The organism is Pseudomonas sp. FP597 (assembly GCF_030687435.1).
Taxonomy (GTDB): domain Bacteria; phylum Pseudomonadota; class Gammaproteobacteria; order Pseudomonadales; family Pseudomonadaceae; genus Aquipseudomonas; species Aquipseudomonas lactucae.
The window spans coordinates 2,079,852-2,099,000 of sequence record NZ_CP117432.1 but is presented as its reverse complement, the minus strand read 5'-3'; the positions used below and the strand labels follow the sequence as shown (position 1 = coordinate 2,099,000).

At 63.4% G+C, this 19,149-nt stretch carries 15 protein-coding genes, 2 tRNA genes and 1 pseudogene; 8 read left to right on the top strand and 10 right to left on the bottom strand.

Annotation, left to right across the window (positions count from 1 at the left end):
* Positions 1-6: 6 nt before the first annotated feature.
* From PSH66_RS09820 to PSH66_RS09805, 4 genes are read right to left on the bottom strand one after another with little or no spacing between them, the layout of a single operon-like run.
* The gene (locus PSH66_RS09820; protein WP_003172902.1) at positions 7-1,047 is read right to left on the bottom strand and encodes a YCF48-related protein; all 1,041 of its coding nucleotides are present in this window, start codon (positions 1,045-1,047) and stop codon (positions 7-9) included.
* Positions 1,048-1,059: 12 nt separating this feature from the next.
* Positions 1,060-1,854: an SDR family NAD(P)-dependent oxidoreductase gene (locus PSH66_RS09815; RefSeq protein WP_305428931.1), complete on the bottom strand. Its 795-nt coding sequence runs from the start codon at positions 1,852-1,854 to the stop codon at positions 1,060-1,062.
* A 28-nt stretch (positions 1,855-1,882) separates the two neighbouring features.
* Complete coding sequence (locus PSH66_RS09810) at positions 1,883-3,373, bottom strand: aldehyde dehydrogenase family protein (protein WP_305428930.1); 1,491 nt, start codon at positions 3,371-3,373, stop codon at positions 1,883-1,885.
* 11 nt (positions 3,374-3,384) lie between these two features.
* Positions 3,385-4,926, bottom strand: coding sequence for an acetolactate synthase large subunit (locus PSH66_RS09805; RefSeq protein WP_305428929.1), 1,542 nt, complete (start codon positions 4,924-4,926; stop codon positions 3,385-3,387).
* A 239-nt stretch (positions 4,927-5,165) separates the two neighbouring features.
* Between PSH66_RS09805 and PSH66_RS09800 the strand changes: the two genes are divergently transcribed.
* Positions 5,166-5,924: an IclR family transcriptional regulator gene (locus tag PSH66_RS09800; RefSeq protein WP_078732374.1), complete on the top strand. Its 759-nt coding sequence runs from the start codon at positions 5,166-5,168 to the stop codon at positions 5,922-5,924.
* Between the two features lie 20 nt (positions 5,925-5,944).
* On the opposite strand, the gene PSH66_RS09795 is transcribed toward PSH66_RS09800, so the two are convergent.
* From PSH66_RS09795 to PSH66_RS09785, 3 genes are all read right to left on the bottom strand, one after another.
* Positions 5,945-7,267, bottom strand: a complete 1,323-nt coding sequence (locus tag PSH66_RS09795) for a hypothetical protein (RefSeq protein WP_003172897.1) — start codon at positions 7,265-7,267, stop codon at positions 5,945-5,947.
* A 90-nt stretch (positions 7,268-7,357) separates the two neighbouring features.
* Positions 7,358-8,779 carry an aldehyde dehydrogenase family protein gene (locus PSH66_RS09790; RefSeq protein ID WP_141063690.1) on the bottom strand — a complete coding sequence of 474 codons (1,422 nt, stop codon included), beginning with the start codon at positions 8,777-8,779 and terminating at the stop codon, positions 7,358-7,360.
* Between the two features lie 81 nt (positions 8,780-8,860).
* Positions 8,861-10,309 carry an APC family permease gene (locus PSH66_RS09785; RefSeq protein WP_042944419.1) on the bottom strand — a complete coding sequence of 483 codons (1,449 nt, stop codon included), beginning with the start codon at positions 10,307-10,309 and terminating at the stop codon, positions 8,861-8,863.
* Positions 10,310-10,725: 416 nt separating this feature from the next.
* Here PSH66_RS09785 and PSH66_RS30095 point away from each other — a divergent pair.
* Both PSH66_RS30095 and PSH66_RS30090 read left to right on the top strand, forming a co-directional pair.
* A pseudogene (locus tag PSH66_RS30095) lies at positions 10,726-11,958 on the top strand (cache domain-containing protein); the annotation flags it as partial.
* A gap of 150 nt (positions 11,959-12,108) precedes the next feature.
* A complete protein-coding gene (locus PSH66_RS30090; RefSeq protein WP_370694845.1) occupies positions 12,109-12,864 on the top strand; it encodes a methyl-accepting chemotaxis protein in 756 nt (251 codons plus the stop codon).
* A gap of 46 nt (positions 12,865-12,910) precedes the next feature.
* Here the strand turns inward: PSH66_RS30090 and PSH66_RS09775 are convergent, their stop codons facing one another.
* The gene (locus tag PSH66_RS09775) at positions 12,911-13,873 is read right to left on the bottom strand and encodes a helix-turn-helix domain-containing protein (RefSeq protein WP_305428927.1); all 963 of its coding nucleotides are present in this window, start codon (positions 13,871-13,873) and stop codon (positions 12,911-12,913) included.
* Between PSH66_RS09775 and PSH66_RS09770 the strand changes: the two genes are divergently transcribed.
* The 4 genes from PSH66_RS09770 to PSH66_RS09755 all read left to right on the top strand — a co-directional run bounded on the left by PSH66_RS09770 (position 13,872) and on the right by PSH66_RS09755 (position 17,617).
* Positions 13,872-14,024 (top strand): hypothetical protein, encoded by a 153-nt coding sequence (locus PSH66_RS09770; RefSeq protein WP_157135710.1) that lies wholly within the window; start codon positions 13,872-13,874, stop codon positions 14,022-14,024. The two genes, PSH66_RS09775 and PSH66_RS09770, sit on opposite strands and share 2 nt — an antisense overlap.
* A gap of 62 nt (positions 14,025-14,086) precedes the next feature.
* Complete coding sequence (locus PSH66_RS09765) at positions 14,087-15,463, top strand: aspartate aminotransferase family protein (RefSeq protein ID WP_003172890.1); 1,377 nt, start codon at positions 14,087-14,089, stop codon at positions 15,461-15,463.
* 37 nt (positions 15,464-15,500) lie between these two features.
* Positions 15,501-16,955, top strand: coding sequence for an aldehyde dehydrogenase (locus tag PSH66_RS09760; RefSeq protein WP_141063694.1), 1,455 nt, complete (start codon positions 15,501-15,503; stop codon positions 16,953-16,955).
* Positions 16,956-17,053: 98 nt separating this feature from the next.
* On the top strand, positions 17,054-17,617 hold the full coding sequence (locus tag PSH66_RS09755; RefSeq protein WP_305428924.1) for a cytochrome b: 564 nt from the start codon (positions 17,054-17,056) through the stop codon (positions 17,615-17,617).
* Between the two features lie 268 nt (positions 17,618-17,885).
* Here PSH66_RS09755 and PSH66_RS09750 read toward each other — a convergent pair.
* Both PSH66_RS09750 and PSH66_RS09745 read right to left on the bottom strand, forming a co-directional pair.
* A tRNA-Asp gene (locus tag PSH66_RS09750) sits at positions 17,886-17,962 on the bottom strand.
* Between the two features lie 19 nt (positions 17,963-17,981).
* Positions 17,982-18,057, bottom strand: a tRNA-Val gene (locus PSH66_RS09745).
* Positions 18,058-18,216: 159 nt separating this feature from the next.
* Between PSH66_RS09745 and rdgC the strand changes: the two genes are divergently transcribed.
* Positions 18,217-19,137 (top strand): recombination-associated protein RdgC, encoded by a 921-nt coding sequence (rdgC, locus tag PSH66_RS09740; RefSeq protein ID WP_003172886.1) that lies wholly within the window; start codon positions 18,217-18,219, stop codon positions 19,135-19,137.
* Positions 19,138-19,149: the final 12 nt, after the last annotated feature.

The window sequence follows — 19,149 nt, the reverse complement described above, 5'->3', positions numbered from 1 at the left end:
GCTACCTCAATGCTGTTTGACGATGGATTGATGCCCTGCCTTGATCTGCGCCACCGCGGGCGTCCAGAGCACGTCGGCGATTTCACTGAACTCGCGCCACTGTTTCTGCCAACCGTCACCGCCGTTCTCGGAGGTGAACAGGTGGCCGTACTTGGTGCCGGCGACGATTTGCCGAGGGTTGGCCGGATTGAACGCCAGGGCCCAGACACAGGAGTTGGGCTGCTGCGGCAGCGGCAGTACTTCCCAGGTCTGCGCGGCGTCACGTGACACCAGGACCTTGCTGGTGGTGCCGGGAGTGCCATCGGAAATGCTCAGGTACAGCGTATCTTCGGTGCCTAGCGGTGCGTTCATCGCACGCAGGTAATACAAGCCGAAGGCTTCACGGCCGATGATGCCGGTCCAGGTCAGCCCTTCGTCCAGGCTGCGGTAGACCGCGTTGACGCACACCACCACGATGACTTTCTGGCCATGGTTGGGCAGCACCAGGATGTTATGCACGTCCGAGTTGAAGTCCCACAGCAGGCGGTCATCGACGCGGGTCCAGCTGTCGCCCCCATCGCGGGAATGGAACAGCCCGCCTTCCTCCAGGCCGAACCACAACTGGTTGCGGTCGCAGGGGTCGTAGGCGAAGGCCAGCAAACGCGGGCGACTGACGCCATCGCAGAATTCCGGAATCTCCACCGGCGCGCGGTCCCAACTCGTGCCGCCGTCCAGGGTGCGCCACAGCACGGCGCGCGAGGGCGCGCCGGTGCCGACGAAAATCCGCCGGGCATCCTGCGGGTCCACCGCTACCTTCCACACGGTCTGGCCGTTGAACGGTGAGTCGACCTGCTGCCAGCGCCCGCCGGTGTCATGGCTGACACACAAGCCGATGTCGGTGCCGGCATAGATCACCTCCGGCGTGCCGGGGTGCAAGCTCAGCGAGCGGGTGATCGCGTCGAACTCCAGGTCCTGCCCCAGGCCCAGGCGATGCCAGGTCTTGCCATCGTCGGCGCTGCGGATGACCGCCTGGCCGACGGTGGCGACTAAAAGAGTTCCGTTACTCATCGCAGTTGCTCCTCAGATGAAGATGCCACGGGTGAGGCCGCCGTCGATGCCGATGGATTCACCGGTCACCGCGCCTGCCTTGGGGGACGCCAGGAAACCGATCAGCCAGCCCATTTCGATGGGCGCCAGGGTGCGGCGAATCGGGGTGGCGTCGATGTAGCCCTGTTCGACCTGCTCCGGGGTCTTGCCTTGTTTGATTCCTTCGCGCTCGTACAGCTCGCGGATGTGCGGGGTGTCTACCACGCCGGGGTGGATCAGGTTGACGGTAATGCCGCTGGCGCCCAACTGGTCGGACAGGGTCTTGGTCATGTGCGCAATGGCCAGGTTGCGCATGCCCGACAGCACTTTGCTGCTGCGCCCGGTGAGGCCGCCGATATTGATGATGCGCCCGAAGCCGGCGGCCTTCATGTGCGGGGTCACGGCCTTGGCGCAACGGAAATAGCCGATCACCTTGGTGTTGAGGTCCGACAGCAGTTCATCGTCGCCGGCATGTTCGATGTCATTGCGCACCACGCCGGACGGCGCCGCCGCACCATTGACCAGAATGTCGATACGGCCGAAGTGCTTGTGCGCCGCTTCAACCATCGCCGACACGGCCTTCATGTCATTGGTGTCACAGAACAGCGGCAGCACTTCGTTGCCGGTCTGTGCGCTGATCTCTTCGGCGGTCTGGGTCAGGAACGCCATGCGGCGTGCGCAGATCACCACCTTGCAGCCTTCCTCGGACAGAAAACGTGCGACTTCCTTGCCGATGCCCATCCCACCGCCGGTGACGATGGCCACGCGGCCTTTCAATTCCAGATCCATAGCAACAACCTCGTAGTGATGATTCAGTTCAGGCCAGATCGACGAATACGCTTTTGGTCTCGGTATAGGCGTCGATCACGTTCTTACCCATTTCCCGGCCCCAGCCGGATTGCTTGTAGCCACCGAACGGCGAAGCCGCATCGACAACGTTCCAACAGTTGACCCACACCGAACCGGCCTTGAGCTGCGCAGCCAGGCGGTGCGCCGAGCGCAGGTCGCGGGTCCACAGACCGGCGGCCAGGCCGTACGGCGAATCGTTGGCGCGCAGTACCAGGTCGTCGACTTCGGTCCAACTCATCACGGTGAGCACCGGGCCGAAGATTTCTTCGCGGGCCACGCACGCACGTTCGGCGCGGTCGAGAAATACGCTGGGCTGGATAAAGTGGCCGCGCTCCAGGTGCGCGGGACGTTCGCCGCCGCAGATCAGTTCGGCGCCCTCCTCCTGGCCGCGCTGCAGGTAGCCCTTGACCGTCTCCAACTGCCGCTCCGACACCAGCGGACCCATGCTGCTGATCGGGTCCAGGCCGTTGCCGAGGACATGGGCGGCGGCATGGCGTTGCAGTTCTTCAAGCACCTGGTCAAGCACACTGGCGTGCACATACAGGCGCGACGCGGCGGTGCACACCTGGCCCTGGTTGTAGAAAATCCCATCGGCGGCGCCCTTGGCGGCGCGCACGATGTCGGCGTCGGGCAAGATGATGTTGGGCGATTTGCCGCCGAGCTCCAGCGAGACCTTTTTCATGTTGCGCGTGGCGGCCTGGGCAATCAGCCGGCCGACCTGGGTCGAGCCGGTGAAGGCGATCTTGTCCACGTCGGCATGCTGCGCCAGCGGCGCGCCGGTTTCGGCGCCCAGGCCGGTAATCAGGTTGACCACGCCCGCCGGAAAACCTGCGGCCTCGATCAACTGCACCAGCCGGATCGCCACCAGCGGCGTCTGTTCGGCGGGCTTGAGCACCGCCACGCAGCCGGTCGCCAACGCCGGGCCGAGCTTCCACACGCACATGTTCAGCGGGAAGTTCCACGGCACGATCAAGGCGCACACCCCCACCGGTTCGCGCAGGGTGTAGTTGAGCATCGGCGCACCACTGGCCGGCGAGACGGGCAAGGTGCTGCCTTCGATCTTGGTCGGCCAACCGGCGAAGTAGCGAATGATGGTGGCGGCGCTGGCCGCTTCACCGCGCGCGGTGGCGATGGGCTTGCCGTTCTCCAGGGTGATCAACTGCGCCAGTTCCTCGCGGTGCTGGTCGATAAGATCCGCCAGGCGAAACAGCAACAGGCCACGCCGGGCCGGCGACTGCATCGCCCAGGTGCCGGTAAAGGCCGCGCGGGCGGCTGCGACGGCGGCGTCCACATCACGCTCATCGCTCTGCGCGACTTCCGTCAGGGTCTCCTGGGTGGCCGGATTTTCCACGGCAAAGCGGCGACCGCCGGCGGCGTCCTGCCAGGTTCCGCCGATGAACAGGCGACCGGGCTGCGCCAGGAACGCGCGGACTTCAGGTAACACGTCAAGCTGCTTCATCATCGGCTCCTTCACAGTGCCATTTCGATCAGGCAAGGCCCCGCGTCGGCGGCGGCGTTGGCCAGCGCGCGTTGCAGTTCGGCATTGGTGTGTACGGTGCAGGACGGCACGCCATAGCCTTTGGCCAGGGCTTTCCAGTCGATGCGCGGACGATCGAGCACGGTCAGCTTGAGGGCCTGGGGATCCAGTTCGGTCATGCCGAAACGGCGCAATTCGTTTTGCAGGATCGCGTAGCGGTGGTTGGCGGCAATCAGGATGACCACCGGCAATTGCTCGCGGGCGATGCTCCACAGGGTCTGGATGGTGTACTGCGCGCTGCCGTCCGATTGCAGGCAGAACACCCGGTTGCCACGCTCGGCCAGCGCGGCGCCAAAGCCCACCGGAATACCCTGGCCGATTGCGCCGCCGGTGTTGGTCATGACCCGATGCCGCTTGGCACGCGCCGAGGCCGTGAAAAACGGATAACCGCAGGTGCCGCCCTCCACCGAGACAATGCAGTCGTCCGGCAGCGCGGCGGCCAATACCTGGCCGACCGATTGCGCGCTCAAGGCGGCTTCGCCCGCCGGCAGTTGGATGTCCTGCGGCGTGGGCACATAGGCCGGCGCGCTCAGCGCATCGGCCAGCGCGGTCAGCGCCCCGGCCACGTCGTCGCCGACCTCGGCCAGCGACAACAGGCGCTCACGCTCGGCCAGCCGCGATGGGATACCTTCATAACCGAAGTAACTGATGGGCTCCGGTACACCGGCGCACACCACCTTGTCGTATTGCTCAAGGATTTCGATGGCCACTTCCGGGAAATACGGCAGGCGATCCAGGTCCGGCAAACCGCCGCCGCGGTAGCTCAGGCGCGGGAAGGTTTCGGCGAACAGTCGCACGCCGGGCAGTTGCGCCAGGCGCCCCGCCGCTTCCAGGCCGGCCACCGACAAGCCCTGGTCACCGACGATGAACACCAGGCGCTGGCCATCGCGCAGCGCCTGGGCCACGGCATCGATGCGGTCGCCGGCAAAACGTCGCACCGGTGCACTCAGCGGGCTGAACCGGCCGCTGTGGGTCACCGTGTCGGCTTGCAGATCCATCGGCAGAATCAGGCTGGCGATCTGCCCCTTGGCTTGCCAGGCGGCGCGCATGGCCTCCTGCAGGTCTTCGCCGATCCCCGACGCGGTGCGCGAGGTGCGCACCCAGCTGGACACGCTGCCGGCCAGCGCCTGGATATCACTGGCCAGGGGCGGATCGTAATTGACGTGCCACGAAGCGTGGTCGCCGATCACATTGACGATGGGCGTGTTGGCGCGCCGTGCGTTGTGCAGGTTGGCGATGCCATTGGCAAAGCCCGGGCCCAAGTGCGTCAGGGTCATCGCCGGTTTGCCGGCGATGCGGCCATAACCATCCGCCGCACCGGTGCATACCCCTTCGAACAACGACAACACCGGCTTGAGGGCAGGCGCACTGGCCATGGCCGCCACCAGTGGAATCTCGGTGGTCCCCGGGTTGGCGAAGCAGTACTCGATACCGCTTGCCGCCGCCGCATTCACTATCAATTGCGCGCCATTCATTGCCAGCCCTCTCACTTGAGCGTTTTCTGTGGTGAGATTTATCACACACAAAAACATACCAAACAAGATTTTTTTATTAATTTATCTCTTTTATTGAGATTTACTGGAATTTTAAGCGCAACAAAATTACATTTTTCGCCGACTGGTATAGTGTGACGCAACCCCATAGCCCCACATTGGATCTGCGGCGTTTTCGCCTATAGTGCTTACCCGCGTGCCACCCCCTTTCTAGGAACGAAATGAGCAGCCTGAGCAAATTGCTGAGTGTCCTGGACCTGTTCGGTCCAGCGACGTTGAGGATCGACCCGGACACCATCGCCGAACGCATGGGCCTGTCGCGCGCCACGGCCTATCGCTACGTCAAGGAGTTGTGCGACGCCGGCCTGCTGAGCCGTGTGGATGCCGGCAGCTATGGCCTTGGCCCACGGGTGATCGAGTTGGACTGGAGGATGCGCCAGTACGACCCCATCCTCCTGGCGGGGCGCGAACTGATGCACGAGCTGTCGGCGCAGACCGGCCTGGCGGTGTTCGCCAGCGTGTTTTATGACGGGCGCATCATCAACACCTACATCGCCGAACCCACCGATACGTATCACTTCTCTTTCGGGCGCGGACACCCGCTGCCGTTCTTTCGCGGGGCTCAATCCAAGGTGTTGATCGCCTTCCAAAAAGGTCGACGCTTGCAACGCCTGTTCGAAGAACACATGGCCGGCGATCCGCACAGCCCTTACGACTGGGCAAGTTTTGCCAAGGCCGCCAAGAAAATCCGCAAGGACGGCTATTGCCTGACCCACGACGAGCTCAACCTGGGCCTGACCGGCATCGCCGCACCGATCATCCAGCCGGATATCGACGAGGTGATCGGCAGCCTGTCCGCCGTCGGCAGCACCCAGAGCTTCAAGCTGCTGCGCCAGGAAACCGTGATCGAGATGGTGATGGACACCACACGGCGTATCGCCGAGAACATGCGCAATCACACCCACACCGCCGCGCCCTGAAGCGCGACGGTCGTGGCGGGTCAGAACGGTACGGCGACGGTCAACTGGCTGTACAGGTTGGTGCCGTTGCCGACGGTCTGGTTGCCGCCGCTGGTGGCGTCCTCCTTGGGTTTGTAGAGGCCGATCAGCGGGGTGATGATCAAGTGCGGGTTGACCGCCCACTCGGCATACACATCGAGCTCCTGTGCATTGAGGTTCAGCGCATTGCTTTTGCGCACGGTGTCGAAGTCGAAGTACAGCGCGCCCAGGGTAAGATTTTCCAGGGGCATGGCCTTGAGACCCAGGTGCTGGATGCGGGTGTTGCTGTTGAACGGCCCGGCATAGTTACCGGCGACTTCACCCTGCAGCCAGGTGCCGTAGCCGGCGCTCAGGCCGGTGAACAGCGAATCCCACTTCTGTGAATAACGGGTGTAGCGATAGGTGACCTTCGGCGTCCACGCGACATCGGCGAAGGTATAACCGGCTTCGCCGTACCAGGCTTTTTCGGGTCCGCTGTCCTTGTCCTGCCAGGCATACTCGAACGCCAGGTTCACGTTCGGCAGGCCGGCGTCGCCCTCACCGCGTACGCTGTAGACATTCATGCCCTTGCGCTGGCGCTGAAAGTCACTGGCCCAGCGGTCGTTGACATCGATGCCATGCACCCAGGTCAACCCCAGGGTGCCGGGCTTGGTGGTGTAATCCAGCGTGCCGGCGGCAACTTCGCTTTCAGCCTGGGCGCGGTTGTCGGACTTGAGCCACAGCAGGCTGCCGTGCAAGCCGTCCTTGCCGCCCAGGCGCAGGAACGCGGTCTGATCGAAGGCATGCCGCGCGGCCAGGTAATACGCCCCGCCGCGGTTCAGCGCGCCATCGGCCGGGCCCTTGCCCAGGTTCGGGCCGTCGTCGTTGATCAGGAAGCCGCTGCCCAGCTTGACCACCTGGCGCCCACCGGAAATATCCACGCCGTCCTGGCCCAAGGCCGGAAACAGGTCGCCGGAGCGCCAACCCAGGTAAGCATCTTCGATCTTGGTCGTGCGTTCGTTGCCAAGGGTGTTGCCGGCCGGGTCACCCTCCCCCCAGGTGGCGGAACTGACCAGCGCGAAGGCGCCATAGGCGGTGCCATTGCCGGCCAGGGACTGGTCGCCGCTCAAGCCATACTTGATGAAACCTTCGCGCCAGGTGGAACCACCCGACGTACCGTCGTAGTTCTTGCGGCTGTTGAACATGCCGAATACGGCGGTCATGTCCGCATTGAGATGGCGGCTCTCGTCGCTGTACAGTTCGTAGGCCTGAGCCTGACTGATCGCGCAAAGCGTCAACGTACACGCCAATGTGCCGCTGAGAATTGAAGTGGCTGGATACCGCATGATCGAAGCTCCTCGGGATGCGCCTTTAAAGGCTGTCTTAGTTATTGGGCATAAGAGAGGCGCAGCGTTGCTGCGCCAGGTAGGCAGGGCTTACTCAGCAGCACGCTTATTGACGAACAGCAGCTGTTGACCGGTGAACTCGAGCAGCCCCTCCAGGCCGAACTCGACGCCGAAACCGGACATCTTGCTGCCACCGAACGGGGTATTGGGCTGGATGCGCGCGTGACAATTGACCCACGCCACACCGCTTTCCAGGCGGCCGGCCAACGCCTGGGCCTGCTCCACATCCGGCCCCCATACCGAGCCGCCCAGGCCCATGTCGCCGGCGTTGGCGCGGCTCAGCACCTCTTCGACATCGCGGTAGGCAATCAGCGGCAACACCGGCCCGAACTGTTCCTCGTCGACCAGGCGCTGGCCGTCGGTCACATCCGCCACCAGGGTGGGTGGGTAAAAGAAGCCGGGGCGATCCAGCCGTGCGCCGCCGCACAACACCCGCGCCCCTTGGGCCCGGGCATCCTCGACCAACGCCTCGACCAGCTTGAGTTGATCGAGGTTCTGCACCGGGCCGAAGTTGACGCCGGGCTCGAGGCCGTCGCCCACCACCTGACGCCCCGCAATCAGCGTCAAGGCATCGGCAAATTCCTGATACTGGGACTCATGGATATACAAGCGCTTGAGCGCCGCGCAGGTCTGGCCCATGTTCAGAAACGCCGCCTGGAAAATCTCTTCGGCCACCTGCGCGACCGGCGTGCCCGGCAATACGATGGCAGCGTCGTTGCCGCCCAGCTCCAGGGTCAGGCGCTTGAGGTTAGTGGCGGCGCCACGCATTACGCTCTGGCCGGTGGCGGTGGAACCGGTGAACACGATTTTCTGGATACCGGGGTGCGCGGTGATCGCACTGCCGAACCCCTGCTCGCCGGTCACGCAGTTGATCACCCCCTTGGGCACATGCCGCGCAATGATCTCCACCAGGCGCAGGGTGCTCAGCGGCGTCAGGCTCGACGGTTTGCTGATCACGCAGTTGCCGGCCCTCAGCGCCGGCATGATGTGCCATACCGCGATCATGAACGGCCAGTTCCACGGTGTGATGGAGGCCACCACTCCCAGCGGCTTGCGGTGCAGTTCGACGCGCTGGCTCGGGGTTTCTTCCACCAACTCCACGTCGATCTGTTGCCCGGCAGCGTAGCGGGTCCAGGCGGCGGCCCCCATGACTTCGGAAAACGCCAGTTCCAGCGGTTTACCTTGTTCACGCACGATCAGCCGGGCCAGTGCGTCGGCGTCCTGCTCAATGTCATCGGCAATCGCGCCGAGGTGCTCGCACCGCAGCGCATGCGAACGGTGGCGCCACGTCTTGAAGGCGGCCTGGGCGGCGTTCACCGCCGCGTCCAATTGGGCCAATGAGCCGGCCGGGCATTGCGCGAAGACGACGCCGGTGGCGGGATTGATCACATCAAACTGCCCGTTTTCACCGGCAACCTGGACTCCATTGATAAGCATTGTGTAGTGCTGCATGTGGAAGCTTCCTTTAACGCAGACGAGCCGTGCCGTGCGACGACAACTGAGCTCGCAGTAGGTGTAGGGGTGGAACGTGCCTTAGAGCTTGTGGCTGCCCAGGGCCAGGAACCGCTGCGGCGAAACCTTGCGCAGGCGCGCGGCCAGGTAGACGCCGGCCAACAAGGCCGCAGGAATGACCGCACACAGGCCGTAGGACAAAAGCTGGCTGGCACCGGTCAGCACATCGAAATGCACCACCGCCAGCACCAGCACCATCAGCAAGGCCAGGCAGGAGAAAATCGGCAGGATGCGCCCGCGCCAGAGGCCGACCTTGAGCTCGGGATGCCGATGGAAGTACACGCACACCGCGACCGAGGTCATCGCCATCAGCAAGATCACGCACAGGGTGGCCAGGTTGGAGAACCAGGCGAACAGCTGCAGGATCGGATCGGCGTCCATCGCCGCGAAAATCAGCACCACTACCGCGGCGATCAGGCTTTGCAGCGCCGAGCCCATGTGCGGGCTCTGGTGCACACGGTGGGTAGTGCCCAGCAGGCTGTGCAGCAAACCATCACGCCCGATGGCGTAGAAATAACGCGCAGCGGCGTTATGAAACGCGAGCAGTCCGGCATAGATGCTGACCATGAACAACACCCGAATGATCTGGGTCAGGTGTGGCCCGACAAAGTGGTCGGACATGCCGTAGATAAACGTGGTTGGGTCCTGCAGGGCTTGCAGCATCGGCACGATCTTGTCCGCGCCCACGCCCACCACCATCGCCCACACCGAGAGCGCATAGAACCCGCCGATCAGCAGCACCGAGCTGTAGGTCGCAATCGGAATCGTGCGCTGCGGGTCTTTCGCCTCCTCACCATAAATGGTGGTGGCCTCGAAGCCGATGAAGGCGGCAAAGCAGAACAGCAGACCGATCGACGGCGTGCCGCTGAATACGTGCTGGCTGCTGAAGGAATCAAGGTTGACCCCGCTGTCGCCACCGGTCTTCAGAATGGCGAAATCCAGGGTGAGGATCGCCAGGTATTCAGCGATCACCACCACCGACAAGACCCGCGCCGACAGGTCGATCTTGCGGTAGCCGAGAATCGCAATACTGGCCATCGCCAGCAGCGAATAGGACCACCAGGGCAATACCAGGCCGAAGACACTTTCCATGGTGCCGCTGACCACGCCACCGAACATGCCATACAAGGCAATCTGCAGAATGTTGTAGGCAAACATCGCCAGCACCGCCGCCGAGCCGCCGGCCAGGCCGCCCAGGCCACGCGAGGTAAAGGCGTAGAAACCGCCGGCGTTGGTGACATGCCGCGCCATGGTGGTGTAACCCACCGAGAACGCCATCAGCACCGCCAGCGCCAGCAACAGCAACGCCGGGGTACCGGCGCCGTTGCCCAGCATGATGCCGATCGGGAAACCGCCGGCAATCACGCTGAGCGGACTGGCCGCCGAAATCACGAAGAAGATGATGAAGCCGACACCCAGGGCGCCACGCTTGAGCTCCGTAGAGCCATTGACCGGCATTATTACACTCATGTTATTGACCTTATTGTATGAGGCAGTCGCTGTGGGGTGGCGCCGATTCAGCCGCTATCGGTGCCGGGTAGCGCTTTTATTCTGGAGATTGCACGCTGGATTCGATCCTATGCCCGCCCTCGGAAGCCTCGCTATCCCAAATCGGTAACATCGCCGCCAGTGCCCCAAAACAGGTCGCCGCGCCGCCACACTCCCCGCCGATTTGGGATAGCCGCGTGCAGATCCCGACCTGCATGCTAGGTTCAGGCGTCCTCTGCCCGGCTGTCGGCCAGTGGTGTCAAGCGCCGGTCAACCCTTGGCCAATGCCTATGCTGAAAACGTGGCGCAGGCCGATGCACTGACAACCCCAATAAGAAATCGGTAGCCCACGCCAACCGATGATCGATCAACACGCTGTTCACCCGTGAGATAGCCCAATGTTCGACACCCTCTCCATTCGCTTGAAAATAGTCCTGTTGTCGGGCTTGTGCCTGCTGGGCGTGATCAGCCTGATCGTCGGCATGAACCTCTACCAGAGTAGCCAGAACAATCGGCTGATCAGCACCTCAAGCACTCGGATGCTCACGGACAGTGGCGAGAACCTGCTGCAGGCCAAGGCCGCCGAGCAGGCAAGCAACCTGCAGCGGGTGTTCGGCAGCAGCTTGCAGATCATCAGCGCCTTTGCCGACCAGGCAGCCAACCTGCGTAGCATGGCCGCCCAGCGCGGGTTGGCCGCCACGACCCTGCGTGAAGAACTCAACCAGGGGCTCAAGACAACGTTCGACCGCAACCCGCAGGTACTGGGACTTTGGCTGGTCTACGAATCGAATGCGCTGGACGGTAAAGACGCCGAGTTCGCCAACGACGCCGCACGCGCCTCCAACGAAAACGGACGCTTTGCCAGCGCCTGGAACCGGGGCGCCGGCACAGCGGTGAATATCCTGATCCCCGAAGCCGATTTGCAGAAAACCGAACTGAGCATCAGCGGCACGCCTTACAACAGTTGGTACACCTGCCCGCGCGACACCCGACGCACCTGCCTGATGGCGCCCTACGCCGACACTCAGGCCGGGCAGGTGCAACTGATGACCACCTTGTCCATACCCTTGATAGTGGATGGCAAGGTGATCGGCACCCTCGGCGTGGACCTCGCGCTCGGCGCCCTGCAAGCCGCCGCCAGCGATGCCCAGCGCGCGCTGTTCAACGGTTCGGGGCGCATGCTGATTGTCTCCGACAGCGGCGTGCTCGCCGCTTACAGCAGCGATGCCAGCCAGATCGGCAAACCCATCAGCGCGCCGCTGGCGCAGGAAGGCCAGGCCGTGCTCAGCGCGCTGGCACAGAAACAACCAACCGTGCTGGCCCAGGATAAATCGATACGCGCGGTCTACCCTGTCGCGCCGATCCCCGAGGCGGCGCCGTGGGGCGTGGTCATCGACCTGCCCAGGGATGTCTTGCTGGCCGACTCGGTGAAGCTGCAATCCTTGCTTGACCAGACCCAGACCCGTGACACCCTGGTGTCGCTGCTGGTGGCCATCGGTGCCGGGCTGCTGGGCCTGCTGTTGATCTGGCTCACCGCGTCCGGCGTGACGCGCCCGATCAACAGCGTCGCGCAGATGCTCAAGGCGATTGCCAGCGGCGACGGCGACCTGACTCAACGGCTCGATTACCGCAAAAAGGACGAACTGGGCGAGCTGGTGCAGTGGTTCAACCGCTTTCTCGACAAGCTGCAACCGACCATTGCGCAGATCAAGCAGAGCATCACGGATGCCCGTGGCACCGCCGACCAGTCCTCGGAAATCGCGCGGCAAACCAGTGAAGGCATGCAGGTGCAATTTCGCGAGATCGATCAGCTGGCAACCGCCTCCAACGAGATGAGCGCCACGGCGCACGAAGTCGCCAGCAGCGCGTCAAATGCCGCCCAGGCAGCCCGGGGTGCCGACCAGGCGTCCCAAGAGGGCATCAGCATCATCGAACGCAGCACGAAGGACATCAACGCCCTGGCCGATGAGGTCAGCAAGGCCGTGGCCGAAGTCGAAGCACTGGCGATCAACAGCGAGCAGATCGGCTCGGTGCTGGAGGTGATCCGCAGCATTGCCGAACAAACCAACCTGCTGGCGCTCAACGCCGCGATCGAGGCCGCGCGTGCCGGCGAAAGCGGTCGCGGGTTTGCGGTGGTTGCCGATGAAGTGCGCAACCTGGCCAAGCGCACTCAGGATTCGGTGGAGGAAATCCGCCAGGTGATCGAACGCATCCAGACCGGCACGCGTGGCGTGGTGGCCGTCATGCACTCAAGCCAGGCGCAGGCCCAGAGCAACGCCAGACAGATCCACCATGCCGTGCAAGCGCTTGGCAAAATCAGCCAGGCGGTGACGGTGATCAGCGATATGAACCTGCAGATCGCCAGTGCGGCGGAGGAACAAAGTGCGGTGGCCGAGGAGGTCAATCGCAACGTTTCGACCATTCGCGGGGTGACCGAGACGCTGACGGAACAGGCTGCCGAATCGGCGCAGGTCAGCAGCCAGCTCAATGCTCGGGCCAATCATCAAATGCAGTTGATGGACCAGTTCCGCGCCTAGACTGCGGCGGCGCCAGGCTATTGATGCGCCATGGTGGGCGGGTATTTCAGGCGCGCGCGCAGGCGGGAATCGCAGCACGCGCGGTTTGGGAGGGCAACTCGGCGAACAGGGCGTGGTACTCCTCGGCAAAATGGCTGAGGTGATAGAACCCCCATTGGGCGGCGGCATCGCCGATCGAGAGATGGGACGCGGCGGTCGACATCAAGGCACGGCGCACCCCATTGAGCCGCACCGAGCGCAGGTAGTTCAGCGGCGTGGTCTCGGCCACCGCGCGAAAGCTGTTCTGCACGGTGCGTCGACTCACCTGGAGGCGCTCGCACAATTGGATCACGCTGGGCACGTTGAGCATCTCGGCGGTGGTCAGCCGGTGGCATTTCTCGACGATGAAACTGCGGGTGGAACTCGGGCTACGCTGCTGCTTGTCACAGGCCGGGTCGGTGAGCAGCTGCATCAACTCATCGAGCAGAGCCTGCTCCAGCCTGGGCTCACACCCGCTGTCGGGCGCCTGGTCGGTCACCGCCAGGGACAGCATCGCCAGCAATCGCCCTCGGGCCTGGGCAAAGCGCTGCGCGCAGACCCGGATCACCGGCTGACGCAGCAACCGACTGATCTCCTTGGCCGACGCCGTGTGCGCCAACGCCTGCTCGAACCATTCGCGCTCGAACGTGACGGACAACAGCTCCATGCCCATCGGCATATGGAACATGAACTCCTCGCCGCCGTGCAGAAAAAACAGGCTGCTGCCGTCCACCTCGCGACCCTGCATGCGCGTCGAACCCGGCACGCTGATCGGCACGGCAAAGCACATCTTGCCGCGCGGCGCCACGCCGTGCTGCACCACGCGCTGGTTGATCTGCTCACGGAACACGTGGCAACGCGCGGTCGTCAGTTGCATCAAAGAACTTTCGGCCAGGCCGGCGGTTAACTGGCTGTAGTCCTGGCTCCATTCCTGAACAGTGGCCGCATGTACATGGATATCGCGAAAGTGGCTGACATGGTGGTTTGTCATGATGCGTAAAACCTCTGTCGATATCAGGTTTTTAGCCCGCAATGTTTGCGATATTCCCACACAGAAAAAATATTGCAAAATTCTTTCTGCCATTGGCCATTCGTCGACAACGGCGCGCTTTTCCCTGCGTCGATTTGCCGATTCGGGCTAACGGTCAAGGCCCCACCATGAGAATGATCGGCACACTGAAAACCGTCAGCCAGAGAGTTCGTCATGAGTGAGTCCAAACTAGAAGCCCTGCATTTCGCGGATGCCCCGCGCATGATTTCCAAAACCCTGCCCGGCCCCATGACCCGCGAGGCGCTGGCGCTGTCGGCGCGTACGGAGTCGATGGCGCGCGGCGGCGGGCGCATGCCGATCGCGATGGACCGCGCGTTCGGCGCGACCTTCAAGGACCCTGACGGCAACACCTACATCGACTTGTCCGCGGGCGTGGGCGTCAGCAGCGTCGGCCGCTGCCACCCGAAGGTGGTGCAGGCCATCCGCGACCAATCCGAAGTGCTGATGCACGCCCTGGAAATCAACAGCACCCGCCGCACCGCGCTCGCAGCCAAACTTTCCGAGATCGCGCCCGAAGGCCTGCGCGGCGACTGCATCACGTTCTTTACACAAAGCGGCAGCGATGCGTTGGAGGCGGCAGTCAAGTTCGCCAAACGTATCACCGGGCGTCACCAGATCCTCGCCTTCCACGGCGGCTACCACGGCGTGTGGAACGCCTCTGGCGCGCTCACCACCGGCACGGCCTACCGCAAGGGCTACGGCCCGATGATGGGCGGCGTGATCCATGCGCCCTACCCCTACGCCTACCGCTTTCCTTTCGATACCACACACCGCAGCGCCGAGCAGATCGCCGGCGACTACGTGGATTACCTGCTGAACAGCCCCTACACCGCCGCCGATGACGTGGCCGCCGTGATCGTCGAACCGGTGCAGGGCGAAGGCGGCTACGTGCCCCCCTCGCCGGAGTTCCTGCAACTGTTGCGCAAAGCCTGCGACCGCGCCGGCGCGCTGCTGATCGTCGATGAAGTGCAATCCGGCGCAGGGCGCACCGGCAAGATGTGGGCGGTGGAGCATTCCGGCGTGAAGCCCGACATGCTCACGTTCGGCAAGGGCATCGGCAGCGACCTGCCGATGGCCGGGCTGATCATGCGCTCGGACCTGGCGGCCGCGATTCCCGACGGGTCGATGCCCAATACCTTCGCTGCCAACTCGCTGTCCGCGGCCGTGGCGTTGACCAACATCAGCATCCTGCAAGACCCGGAACTCGGCCTGCTTGAACGCGCCCACACCCTGGGACTGGAAGCGCAGGCACACATACGCGGTTTCAATAGCCGATGGGTGGGCGAAGTGCGCGGCCGTGGCCTGATGATCGGCATCGAACTGGTCGAAGACGCCGCCACCAGGACGCCGCTGGCGGGCGAAAAAATCGGCCGGCTCATGGGCTACCTGATGAACCACGGCGTGCTGATGATCCCGTGCGGCCGCTACGGCAACGTCATGCGCGTGATGCCATCGCTGACGATCCCGCGCGCGATGTTCTTCAAGGCGCTGGACATCTTCGGCGACGCCCTGGCCTCCCTCGAGGCATGAGGTGTATGCCTCCTGCTCATCACCCCTGGACACTCACATGAATCAACACCTGAACCACTTCATCCAAGGCGCGCCGCGCGAAGCCAGCGACGGTGGGCGCATCCCGCTCATCGACCCCGTGACCGAACAGACATACGGCAGTTGCGCACGCGGCACCGTCGACGATGTGGAACGTGCCGTGGCAGCGGCACACGCCCAGCTTGAGGGCGGAGATTGGAGCCGGCTCGACGGCGCCCAGCGTGGTCGACTGCTGTCGAAACTGGCCGACCTGGTGGAGCGTGACAGCGAGGTGCTGGCCGACATGGACGCCAACGCCATCGGCCGCTCCCCCCTCGAACCACGCCGGATGGACCTGCCCAATGCCATCGCCAACCTGCGCGCCGCCGCCGGCTGGGCCAACCAGCTGGAGGGCCGCACCATCCCTACCGGCGGTTACTTCGGCAGCAAGACCCTCTCGTACACGGTGCGCGAACCCGTGGGCGTAGTAGGCGCCATCGTGCCGTGGAATTCACCGCTGATGATCACCGTGTGGAAGCTCGCCGCACTGCTGGCGGCAGGTTGCACCGTGGTCGTCAAACCCGCGGAAGAGACCCCGCAGTCGGCCCTGCACCTGGCGGTACTGGCGCAGGAAGCGGGCTTTCCGGATGGCGTGATCAACGTGGTCACCGGCTACGGCGCGCAAGTGGGCCGCGCCCTGTGCGAGCACCCACACGTCGCCAAGATCAGCTTCACCGGCAGCCCCGAGGCCGGGCGCGAGATCCAGCGCACCGCCGGTGTGCTGTTCAAGCACGTCGCGCTGGAGCTGGGCGGCAAGAGCCCGCAGATCGTGTTCGACGATGCGCCATTCGATGACGCGTTGTTCGGCTGCGCACTGGGCCTGTTCGTCAACCAGGGGCAGATCTGTGCCTCCGGTTCGCGCATCCTGGTCCAGCGCAGCCTGGCCGAACGCTTCGCCGCCGCACTGGCCGATGCCGCACGTGCGGTCAAGGTCGGTGACCCACGCGAGCCCGACGTGCAAATGGGACCGGTGGCCAAGAAAGCGCAGTTCGACCGCGTCAACCGTTACATCCAGCTGGGTATCGATCAGGGCGCAACGCTGCTGGCCGGCGGGGTCTCCACCCCTGGGCAAGGCTGGTTCGTACGCCCGACGATCTTCGCCAACGCGCGCAACGACATGGCGATCGCCCAGGACGAAATCTTCGGGCCGGTCGGCACGGTGATCACGTTCGACAGCGAAGCAGAGGCCGTGGCCCTGGCCAACGACTGCGCCTACGGCCTGGCGGCCACGGTCTGGACCACCGACCTGGCACGCGCGCACCGCGTGGCCGCGCAGGTCAAGGCCGGCGCCATCGGCATCAACTGCTGGAGCCCACTGGACGCCAACCTGCCCTGGGGTGGCGTCAAGGCCAGTGGTCTGGGTCGTGAAGGCGGGTTTGGCGGCGCGCAGGCCTACACCGAGGAAAAAGTCATCACCGTGCTGCTGCCCGACTAAGCCCACGTCCCACCCAGCCACCCTGCGGCCCTCTGCCCGCGGGGCGGCCATCCAACCGTGCATTCCTCACGCCTTTGATGATCAATGGAGAGCCTGCGATGAACCCGATAGATCAACCGACAATAGATCGGTATCCGACCTCCCTGCGCGTCTTGCACTGGGTCCGTGCCGTGCTCATCCTGGGCCTGCTCTGGGCAGGCTGGCACATGACCGGCCTGAACGACGAAGTGGCAAGCAAATACGAGCTCTATTACCCCTGGCACAAATCCTTCGGCGTGCTGACGTTTTTGCTGGTGCTCACCCAGATCGCCCTGCGCTGGCGGGCACCGAACATTCCGCAACCGCTGGAAACCCTGGCCCCGCACGAACGGATGTTGTCCAGGCTCACGCAACGCGTCATGTATGCGCTGTTGGTGATCGTGCCGTTGATGGGCTACTCCATGTCGAGCACTTACACCATGAGTGACGGGGTGTTCTTTTTCGGAGTGAACCTGCCGGAGCTGCTGCCCAAAAATGACGCCTGGTTTGTCGTCTTCCAATGGCTGCACAAAATACTCGCCTATACCCTGCTCGGGCTGATCGTGCTGCATGTGGTGGGTGCCCTCAAGCATCGGTTTTACGACCGAGACCCTCGTAACGATGTTCTGCGCCGCATGCTCTGACCGGATGAGGCGTTGGCGCAAGATGCCAACGCCTCGCGCGTACGCTGGAGGAAAATTTGCCGTGGCCAATCGTAAGGAGGGGAATACAGCGCAGCGGTAGACACACCCATATGAAAATGGATGAGTAAGAAATGATAAAAAGGCTGTGCCAGCGGTGTAACCGTGGCTGGAGATGGATGCCAGTGAAATGCTGCAGACGAAAAAAAGCCCGCTCAATGAGCGGGCTTCTTGTGGCGACCTGGCGTTCAGCGTTCCAGGTGACCGAATATGGCGCAGCGGACGGGACTCGAACCCGCGACCCCCGGCGTGACAGGCCGGTATTCTAACCGACTGAACTACCGCTGCGCGTAACACATGAAGCGAATGGTGGGTGATGACGGGATCGAACCGCCGACCCTCTGCTTGTAAGGCAGATGCTCTCCCAGCTGAGCTAATCACCCTTCGTCTCGGTGTGGCGCGCATTCTACGGAGCGACCCTGGGTCTGGCAAGCACTTTCTTAAATCTTTTTTTTGAGGCCTTCCAATGGCTTAGGCAGGGTTGGCCTGAGCCGCTATCAAGAGAATAATGCTCCCCTTTGTATAAAGGAGAGACTCACCCCATGTGGTTCAAGAACCTGCTTATCTATCGCCTGACCCAAGATCTGCCTGTTGATGCCGAGGCGTTGGAAGCGGCCATGGCCACCAAGCTGGCGCGCCCTTGTGCAAGCCAGGAGTTGACTACTTACGGTTTCGTCGCGCCGTTCGGTAAAGGCGAAGACGCGCCCCTGGTCCACGTCAGCGGCGACTTCCTGTTGATCGCCGCACGCAAGGAAGAACGCATCCTGCCGGGCAGTGTCGTGCGTGACGCGCTCAAAGAGAAAGTCGAAGAAATCGAGGCCGAGCAAATGCGCAAGGTCTACAAGAAGGAACGCGACCAGATCAAGGATGAAATCATCCAGGCCTTCCTGCCACGCGCGTTTATCCGTCGCTCGTCGACCTTCGCCGCCATCGCGCCGAAACAAGGCCTGATCCTGGTGAACTCGGCCAGCCCGAAACGCGCCGAAGACTTGCTGTCGACCCTGCGTGAAGTGATCGGCACCCTGCCGGTACGCCCACTCACGGTGAAAACCGCACCGACCGCAATCATGACCGACTGGGTCACTACCCAGAAACCGGCGGATGATTTCTTCGTGCTCGACGAATGCGAACTGCGCGACACCCACGAAGACGGCGGCATTGTGCGTTGCAAGCGCCAGGATCTGACCGGCGAAGAGATACAACTGCACCTGACCACCGGCAAGGTCGTGACGCAACTGTCCCTGGCCTGGCAAGACAAGCTGTCCTTCATGCTCGATGACAAGATGACCGTCAAGCGCCTGAAGTTCGAAGACCTGCTGCAAGACCAGGCGGAACAGGACGGCGGCGACGAAGCCCTGGGCCAACTGGATGCCAGCTTTACCCTGATGATGCTGACCTTTGGCGAGTTCCTGCCGGCGTTGGTTGAGGCACTGGGCGGCGAAGAAACGCCACAGGGTATCTAAGCCGTGTGAAGA